This window comes from Brevundimonas sp., assembly GCF_036399195.1.
GTDB lineage: Bacteria > Pseudomonadota > Alphaproteobacteria > Caulobacterales > Caulobacteraceae > Brevundimonas.
Genome location: NZ_DASWNO010000070.1, coordinates 1 through 8,072 on the forward strand (window position 1 = coordinate 1; position 8,072 = coordinate 8,072).

General features: G+C 68.8%; 12 protein-coding genes. 5 read left to right on the forward strand and 7 right to left on the reverse strand.

The genetic code is table 11. From position 1 onward, the window contains the following. Positions 1 to 216: 216 nt before the first annotated feature. On the reverse strand, positions 217 to 1,326 hold the full coding sequence (locus VGB60_RS03445) for an S-(hydroxymethyl)glutathione dehydrogenase/class III alcohol dehydrogenase (RefSeq protein ID WP_331036883.1): 1,110 nt from the start codon (positions 1,324 to 1,326) through the stop codon (positions 217 to 219). Positions 1,327 to 1,500: 174 nt separating this feature from the next. Between VGB60_RS03445 and cobB the strand changes: the two genes are divergently transcribed. Next, positions 1,501 to 2,217: a Sir2 family NAD+-dependent deacetylase gene (gene cobB / locus VGB60_RS03450; protein ID WP_331036884.1), complete on the forward strand. Its 717-nt coding sequence runs from the start codon at positions 1,501 to 1,503 to the stop codon at positions 2,215 to 2,217. Here cobB and VGB60_RS03455 read toward each other — a convergent pair. From VGB60_RS03455 to VGB60_RS03470, 4 genes are read right to left on the reverse strand one after another with little or no spacing between them, the layout of a single operon-like run. Continuing rightward, complete coding sequence (locus VGB60_RS03455) at positions 2,214 to 2,537, reverse strand: YnfA family protein (protein WP_331036885.1); 324 nt, start codon at positions 2,535 to 2,537, stop codon at positions 2,214 to 2,216. The genes cobB and VGB60_RS03455 overlap by 4 nt on opposite strands. Then, positions 2,534 to 3,376, reverse strand: a complete 843-nt coding sequence (locus tag VGB60_RS03460; protein ID WP_414644461.1) for an RNA methyltransferase — start codon at positions 3,374 to 3,376, stop codon at positions 2,534 to 2,536. Before VGB60_RS03460 ends, VGB60_RS03455 begins: the two co-directional genes overlap by 4 nt. Before the next feature lie 54 nt (positions 3,377 to 3,430). After that, positions 3,431 to 4,453: a S1/P1 Nuclease gene (locus VGB60_RS03465; RefSeq protein WP_331036887.1), complete on the reverse strand. Its 1,023-nt coding sequence runs from the start codon at positions 4,451 to 4,453 to the stop codon at positions 3,431 to 3,433. Between the two features lie 30 nt (positions 4,454 to 4,483). After that, a complete protein-coding gene (locus VGB60_RS03470; protein ID WP_331036888.1) occupies positions 4,484 to 5,068 on the reverse strand; it encodes a glutathione S-transferase family protein in 585 nt (194 codons plus the stop codon). Positions 5,069 to 5,287: 219 nt separating this feature from the next. On the opposite strand from VGB60_RS03470, the gene VGB60_RS03475 reads away from it, so the two are divergent. Continuing rightward, positions 5,288 to 5,902: a 3D domain-containing protein gene (locus VGB60_RS03475; RefSeq protein WP_331036889.1), complete on the forward strand. Its 615-nt coding sequence runs from the start codon at positions 5,288 to 5,290 to the stop codon at positions 5,900 to 5,902. Here the strand turns inward: VGB60_RS03475 and VGB60_RS03480 are convergent. Beyond that, the gene (locus tag VGB60_RS03480; protein WP_331036890.1) at positions 5,899 to 6,222 is read right to left on the reverse strand and encodes an Mpo1-like protein; all 324 of its coding nucleotides are present in this window, start codon (positions 6,220 to 6,222) and stop codon (positions 5,899 to 5,901) included. The genes VGB60_RS03475 and VGB60_RS03480 overlap by 4 nt on opposite strands. A 113-nt stretch (positions 6,223 to 6,335) precedes the next feature. Between VGB60_RS03480 and VGB60_RS03485 the strand changes: the two genes are divergently transcribed. Then, on the forward strand, positions 6,336 to 6,545 hold the full coding sequence (locus tag VGB60_RS03485; RefSeq protein WP_331036891.1) for a flagellar hook protein FlgE: 210 nt from the start codon (positions 6,336 to 6,338) through the stop codon (positions 6,543 to 6,545). Here the strand turns inward: VGB60_RS03485 and VGB60_RS03490 are convergent. Then, complete coding sequence (locus VGB60_RS03490; protein WP_331036892.1) at positions 6,542 to 7,228, reverse strand: winged helix-turn-helix transcriptional regulator; 687 nt, start codon at positions 7,226 to 7,228, stop codon at positions 6,542 to 6,544. The two genes, VGB60_RS03485 and VGB60_RS03490, sit on opposite strands and share 4 nt — an antisense overlap. Before the next feature lie 123 nt (positions 7,229 to 7,351). On the opposite strand from VGB60_RS03490, the gene VGB60_RS03495 reads away from it, so the two are divergent. Next, positions 7,352 to 7,795 (forward strand): VOC family protein, encoded by a 444-nt coding sequence (locus VGB60_RS03495; protein WP_331036894.1) that lies wholly within the window; start codon positions 7,352 to 7,354, stop codon positions 7,793 to 7,795. 59 nt (positions 7,796 to 7,854) lie between these two features. After that, positions 7,855 to 8,072 (forward strand): hypothetical protein (locus VGB60_RS03500; RefSeq protein WP_331036893.1); only part of this gene is annotated, 218 nt, incomplete at its 3' end.

Genomic DNA, 8,072 nt, shown 5'->3' on the forward strand with positions numbered 1-8,072 from the left:
CCCGACAGATAGGTGACCACTGGGCAGGGACCGTCGGCCGCCTGGGCCGGCACGAAGACCGCGAAGGTCATCTCGGTCCCGGTCTCCTTGGAGGCGTGGCGATAGACGCCCTGGGTCCCGCCGAAGCTGCGGACGGTGGAGACGGTTTCGAGGGCCACAGGCGATTCCTTGTCGAACAGTTGGCGACGGGCTTATCCGCTAGAGGACGGCCGGGCCTTAGTACACCACCACGCTGCGGATGCTTTCGCCTGAGTGCATCAGGTCGAAACCCTTGTTGATCTCGTCCAGAGTAAGGACGTGGGTGATCATCGGGTCGATCTCGATCTTGCCGTCCATGTACCAGTCGACGATCTTCGGCACGTCGGTGCGGCCCCGCGCGCCGCCGAAGGCCGTGCCCTTCCAGACCCGGCCGGTGACCAGCTGGAACGGGCGGGTGGCGATCTCGCGCCCAGCCTCGGCGACGCCGATGATGATGCTCTCGCCCCAGCCGCGATGGCAGGCTTCCAGCGCCTGGCGCATCACCGTGGTGTTGCCGGTGCAGTCGAAGGTGTAGTCGGCGCCCCCGTCGGTCAGGGCCACCAGATGGGCGACGATGTCCCCGTCCAGGTCCTTCGGATTGACGAAGTGGGTCATGCCGAACTTGCGGCCCCAGGCCTCGCGGTCGGGATTGATGTCGACGCCGACGATCATGCCGGCTCCCACCATCCGTGCGCCCTGGATGACGTTCAGGCCGATGCCCCCCAGGCCGAAGACGATGACATTGGCGCCGGCCTCCACGCCCGCCGTATTGACCACCGCCCCCACCCCGGTGGTGACGCCGCAGCCGATGTAGCAGGCCTTGTCGAAGGGGGCGTCCTCTCGAATCTTCGCCACCGCGATCTCCGGCAGCACGGTGAAGTTCGAGAAGGTCGAACAGCCCATGTAGTGGGCGATCGCCTGCCCCTTGTAGCTGAAGCGCGAGGTGCCGTCGGGCATGACGCCCTTGCCTTGGGTCGACCTGATCGCGGTGCACAGGTTGGTCTTGCGGCTCAGGCAGCTTTTACATTGCCGGCACTCCGGCGTGTAGAGCGGGATCACGTGGTCGCCGACTGCCACCGAGGTCACGCCGGGCCCGACCTCGACCACCACGCCTGCGCCCTCGTGGCCCAGAATCGAGGGGAAGATGCCCTCGCTGTCCAGCCCGTCCAAGGTATAGGCGTCAGTGTGGCAGATGCCGGTCGCCCTGATCTCGACCAGCACCTCGCCCGCGCGCGGCCCCTCCAGATCGACCTCGACGATCTCCAGCGGACGTTTGGCCTCAAAGGCGACGGCGGCGCGGGTTTTCATGGGCGGTCCTCTCTGGTCGTCCTTCCGGGGCTTCGCGCAGCGAAGAACCCGGAATCCAGGGGATCAAGCACAGTCGGAGGCCCGGCCTCAACCTTGAAACGGATGGGACGCAGCAATCCCCCTGGATTCCGGGTTCGCTCTTCGAGCGCCCCGGAAAGACGGTAGAAGTAGACCATGCTCCGACACCCCAACCTCGTCATCCTGACCGGCTCCGGCATCTCGGCGGAATCCGGCGTGCCGACCTTCCGCGCCGCCGACGGCCTGTGGATGGGACATCGCATCGAGGACGTCGCCACGCCCGAGGCCTTCGCCCGGGACCCCGTGCTGGTGCAGGACTTCTACAACCGCCGCCGCCGCCAGCTGCCCGAGGTGCAGCCGAACGCCGCCCACCTCGCGCTCGCGGAGTTGGCAGCCCGCTGGCAGGGCGACTTCCTGCTGGTGACGCAAAACGTCGACGACCTGCACGACCGCGCCCACGCCGCGATCCCGCCCGCGCTGGGCTTCGAGCTTATCCACATGCACGGCGAACTGCTGAAGGCACACTGCACGATGACGGGTCAGGTCTGCGACTGGCCCGGCGACCTCGCCCCGGTCGAGCCCTCGCCCTTCCATCCTCGTGGCCGCCTGCGCCCGCATATCGTCTGGTTCGGAGAGATGCCCCTGCACACCGACCGCATCGAGGCCGCGCTGGCCCGTTGCGACGTGTTCGTCTCGATCGGCACCTCCGGGTCGGTTTATCCGGCGGCGAGCTATGTGCATCGTGCGGGACGCGCGGGCGCCCGGACCGTCGAGCTCAACCTCGAGCCCTCGTTCGGCCGCAGCCTGTTCGACGAAGGCCGCTACGGGCCGGCGACGGAGGTGGTGCCGGCGTTCGTCAGGAGCCTGACCTAGCCTCTCGGCCCGAACAGAATGATCGCGGCCCCGGTCAGACATACGGCCCCGCCGGCGAAGTCCCAGCGGTCCGGCGGCGTCTTCTCCACCAGTCCCATCCAGACCAGCGACGCGACGATATAGACCCCGCCATAGGCCGCGAAGGCCCGCCCCGCCGCGGCGCTCGGAACCAGCGTCAACAGCCAGGCGAAGGCGACCAGCGCCGCCACGCCCGGGATCAGCCACAGCGGCGACCGGTCCAGCTTCAGCCAGGCCCAGAAGGCGAAGCAGCCCGCGATTTCCGCCAGCGCCGCGAGCGGATAGATCAGCAGCGCCTTCAACCTTCCTCCCCCCTTGGGGGAGGGGGACCCTCCGAAGGAGGGTGGAGGGGGTCGGTCTCAGGCGCCGGAGTGGGCGAGAGTCCCCCTCCACCGCTTCGCGGTCCCCCTCCCCCAAGGGGGGAGGATTTCTGAGCCGCCAGCCGCGCCAGCACCCGCCCCCGGCCACGAGACAGCGCAGTGATCACCCCCCGGAACGTCGCGACCTCCTGCTCGGTGAACGCCGCCCGGCCCAACATCACCCGCAGGTTCTGCACCATCGACGGCCGCTTCTCCGGCGGATGGAAGAAGCCGCTGTCGTCCAGTTCGCGCTCCAAATGCTCGTACATGCCCAGCATCAGGGCCCCCGGCGCCGGCGGGTCGCCTGCACGGAAGGCCGGCGGCGGCGCGTCGAGGATCAGGGTGCGCCACTCGTAGGCGTTGATCGCCACCGCCTGCGCCAGGTTCAGCGACTGGTGGCGAGGATCGATCGGGATGGTGACGATGCCCTGGGTCAGGGCGATGTCCGAGGTCTCAAGCCCCGACCGCTCCGCCCCGAACAGCAGGCCGACGCCGAGGCCCGAGGCGCGGTCGTCGTACAGCAGCCGCGCCGTCTCCCGCGGCGTACGCACCGGGAGCCGCGTCTCACGCGGGCGGGCCGTTGCGGAATAGACGGTGTTCAGGTCGGCCACGGCGTCCGCGACCGTGTCGAACACGGCGACGTCCTCCAGCACCCAGTCCGCGCCCGAAGCGGTGGCCCAGGCCCGCTCCTGCGGCCAGCCGTCGCGCGGACTGACCAGCCGCAGCTGCGACAGGCCGAAGTTCGCCATGACCCGCGCCACCGAGCCGATGTTCTCGGCCATCTGCGGGCGGTCGAGGATGATGATCGGCGGCGTCAGCTCGTGCACTGTCGCGCCTCAGTCATCCCCATACATCGCCAGCCACGGATCCGCGGTCCCGGCCTCGACCTCGTTCACCTTGACCGTCGGCCAGCCGATCGCGTCGTCGCCGGCGTCGCGCCAGGCGAGGATGATCAGGTCGCGCAGCTCAGACGCCCCTGCGGACAGCCGGGCGGCGACGAAGGCCGCGCCGCGCGGGTCGGACTCGGCGAAGCCGCCAGCCTTCTCCAACGCATAAAACGGCGTCACCTGCGCGAGCGTGGTCTTCAGATAGGCCGGCACGCGGGCGCGCAGGTCGAAGCCCTCCAGCGCGGGCGCGGTCATGCCGCGCTCCACCGTATCCAGTCGCGCCACCCGGGCGGTGAAGGCGCCCTCGAACGCGCCGTGGGTCTGGCGCGAGGTGGTGAAGCCCTCGGGATTCGGCGTGTCGCGGTTCCAGCCGTTGTAGTGAATCGTCGTGTGGTGCGGCTGCGAGCCGTCGCCGACATAGTGGGCCAGATAGCCGATGTCGCGCAGGATCAGGGCCTCGCGGCGCAGGCGGTCCTCGCGGTACCAGGCCCGCTTGCCGGGGTCGGTTTCGCGCGCCTCGGCGGCGTGCAGCACCCGCCAGGTGGCGAAGTCGCGGACCAGCTGCTGATAGCCGTCCATGATGGCGTAGGGCAGGTAGCCGGCGTCATCGACCTCGATGCCCGCCGACAGCAGCGCCGCATCGTACTCGGACTTCAGCCGCGGCAGGGCGTCGATGGACAGACCCTGCGCGGTCATGATCCGGCCGTCGTCGATCATGTCGACGAAGTGGGCGGTGTCGCGCTCGCGGTCGTGGGGCTGGCCGCCGCCCTTGGTCCGGTCCGGCTCGCGCGCCAGCTCGCCGATCTCGGCCGCGGCACCGGGCGTCCTCAGGAAGGCGGGCAGTTCGGCGGGCAGGCCGCGGGCCGCGGCGACGCCGATCAGCCGGTGGCCGGTGTTGCCCCAGGCGGAGGCCTGCAGCCCCACGCCGGCGGCGGCGACGAGGGCGAGGGCGGCGACGACGAGACGCTTCATGGGATGCTCCGGCGAACTTGCCGGATCGCCTTACCCGATCCCGAACGCCGCCTCCACCCGCCCGATCCATCGGCGGATGGCGGGATAGGGCTCGAGCGCGAATCCACCCTCGGGCGCGACCCGGGTGTAGGCGACCAGCGCGAGGTCGGCGAGCGACGGCGCGTCGCCGACCAGCCAGTCAGCCCCGGCCAGCGCCGCCTCCATCCTCGCCAGGGCCGCATGGCCCCGCTTCATCAGACGCGGCTCGATCTCTTCTGCGCGCTTGCCGAGGTACGCCCGCTGGAACCGCGCCACCGCGACATAGGGTTCGTGGCTGTACTGCTCCCAGAACATCCACTCGTACATCTTGGCGCGCAGGTAGGCGTCTGCCGGGATGAAATCCGTGCCTTCGCCGAGCCAGCCGATGATCGCATTCGACTGCGCCAGCGCCCGGCCGTCCTCCAGCACGAGCGTCGGAACCTGTCCCGCCGGGTTCATGGCGAGAAATTCTGTGGATCGCGTTGCGCCGGACATGACGTCGGTTTCGACCCACCGATAATCACGTTTCAGCTTGTCGAGCAGCCACTTGACCTTCAAGCAGTTACCCGAACGAATATCTCCGAAAACAGTAAGCATCGCGCCCCAGCAAAGTGTTCTTCATCTGCGAATACAGCTGCCACAAATGAGGCAGTTGATCGGGAGTGACTCTCGACGCTCCTCGCAAGCTCGACTTATCCACCGATGAACCGGACAGAGGGTCGCACCCGGCGCAGCATGTCTGGTTTTTGACACAATTGGAAACGACAAGGCGGCCGTCGGACGCGTACGGGGCCGACGCTTCCGCGAGTCTGTCTCATGCTCGGCAAAGCCGCTGCACTCGCCGTCTTTACGGCGACGCTTTTCCCCGCCCAGGTTCAGGCGGTCGATGATCCGATATCTTATGCGGCCGCGGTGGCGGCGGATCCGGTCGTCGAATCAACCCCCCGGGTGGATGAAGGTTCCAGCAGCGGCGAACCGGCGATGACAGCCGAGCAGCGGGCCCTGATGGCGGAAGACGCCGACTGGAGCGCCCGCGCAAACCTCTACCATGCAGGCGGCGGCGGGGCGACGGGCAACGACAGCCTCGGCTGCCGTCCGATCGCGATGCGCACGATCGCCACCGACCCCCGCTACATCCCGCGCCGCACCCGCGTGTTCATCCGCGAGACGGTCGGCATGCGAATGGCCGACGGCTCGATCCACGACGGCTACTGGTACGCCTCGGACACCGGCGGCGCGATCAAGGGCCAGAAGATCGACCTGTACACCGGCCACGGCCGCGGCTCGATGCAGCCGGCGCAGCGGTTCAACCAGCGCCGCCTGACCATCGTCGACGCCGGCCGCTTCGAAGGCTGCCCCCCGTCGTGGGATCGCCAGCCCAGCCAGGCCACCCTGATGGCCTCGGCCCGCACCAGCGTCGGCTCGAACTAGAACTTCCGTCGACCGGTCACGGTCTCGAAGAACATCCGCCAGTCGCCCATCAGGCTCCACAGCGGGTATTTGAACGTGGCCGGGCGGTTCTTCTCGAAGAAGAAGTGGCCGATCCAGGCGAAGCCATAGCCGATCAGCGGCATAGCCACGAACCACCAGGCGTTGACCGTCAGCCCCAGCACCAGCGCGACCAGCACCAGCGCCGACCCGACCACGTGGATGCGGCGGCAGGTCCGGTTGGAATGCTCGTGGATGTAATGGGGATAGAAGGCGCCGAAGCTTTGGAAACGCTCGGCGGGCGCGGACGGGGGTGCGGTCATGGGCCGAGCATGACTCCGCCGCCCGGACCCGGCAAGCGCGCCGTTCACCACATTCGTCCGCGAAGCCTTAGCCCTGAACTCGGCAGTATGCGGCGTCTTCGTGGAGCCGCCTTATGAACGCCCTCTCCATCGCCTCCGCCGGTGTCGCCTTGGCGTCCGAACGCTTCGACGCCAGCGCCCGCCGCACGGCCGCGGCGCCGCTCGACAACCTCGCGGAAGAGACCGTTGAGCGCATCGGGGCCAAGATCGCCGTGGCGGCCAACGCCGCCGTCATCCGCACCGCCGACGACATGACCGGCGCCCTGCTGGACATCCTCGCCTAGCTGACGCTCGCCTTCTCGGGCAGTTCGAAGAAGGCGGCGAAGCGGCGCACGGCGTCCATATCACCCTCGATCTTCAGCGCGCCGCCCGCGACCATGTCCGCAGGGTCGACGTCGCCATAGACGATGCCCGCGATCGGCTCGGGAGTCCCCGTGATCACCGCATCAGGGCGTTCGGCCTCCCCGCGCCCGTTCGTCAGTTCGCCGTCCCGCACGACGCAGGTGAAGACCTCGTCGCCCAGCCGGAACTCCAGCGTCAGATCCGCCCCCCTGGCCTTGTCCGCGTCGAACATCGTCCGAAACGACATCATCAGCGACACCGGGCTGAGCGGCAGGGACGGGTCGTGGTCCGGCGATCGCGCGGCCCAGAAGCCCATGGTCTTGATGATGCCCTCGGCGTCGAGGCCCCATTCAGTCAGCTCATACACCTGCACCGACGCGGGCGGCGGCAGCTTGCGGCGCTTCAGCACGCCATAGGCTTCAAGCCCCTCGAGCCGCTGCGTCAGCACATTGGCGCTGAGCCCGGGAAGGCTGGCGCGCAGGTCCCCGAACCGCTTCGGCCCCAGCATCAGCTCGCGCATGATCAGCAGCGCCCAGCGTTCGCCGAGGATTTCAAGCGCATGCGCCGTGCCGCAGGCGTCCTCGTAACGCCGCCTGGACTGATCAGTTATTTTTTCTAACTTCATGGTTGACTTACATAAGCGCGTTCGGCACAAAGCGCAACATCAGCGGTCGGATCGAACCGCGTCAAAGCCCCGCACCGGCGACCGCGCCGCGGCGGGAGCAAGAGGGAGCCGACCGTGGACCGCATGATCTTCATCAACCTGCCCGTCGCTGACCTGCCCGCCGCCATCGCCTTCTACGAGGCCGTCGGCGCGGTTCAGAACAAGCAGTTCAGCGACGACACCGCCGCCATGGTGTCTTTCTCGCCCGTGATCAGCGTTATGCTGCTGACCCACGCCCGCTTCTCCGGCTTCACCCCGCGCCCCATCGCCCCCAAGGGCTCCAGCGAGGTGCTGCTGTGCCTGTCGAACGAGAGCCGCGAGGCCGTCGACGCCCTGATCGACTCCGCCGTCAAGGCCGGCGGCGAGCCCGATCCGTGCGAGAAGCAGGACCACGGCTTCATGTACGGCCGCAGCTTCACCGACCTGGACGGCCACGTCTGGGAGTCGGTCTGGATGGACGCCGCCGCCATTGCCGGCGACGGCTGCCCGGCCGCCGAGACCCCGTTGGCCCAGCCCGAATACGCCTGATCTCTCCCCGAAGATCCCGGGCCGCGCCAGTGCGGCCCGGGATCAGCCCTGGACCCGTAATGACCACCGCCGCCCTGCCCTTCGCCGCCGCGATCGCCCCCGCCTCGGCCCTGATCTGGTCCGGCCGCATCCTCAGCGGGGTGGCCGGGGGTTTTCTGGCGCTGGACGCGGTCAGTCGGCTGGTCGCGTTCAGGGCGCTCGTCGCCCCGTCCGAACAGGCGCCGACGCTGGAGCCGACGCTGCAGGTTCCGCTGGGCGCCGTCCTGCTGCTCGCTTC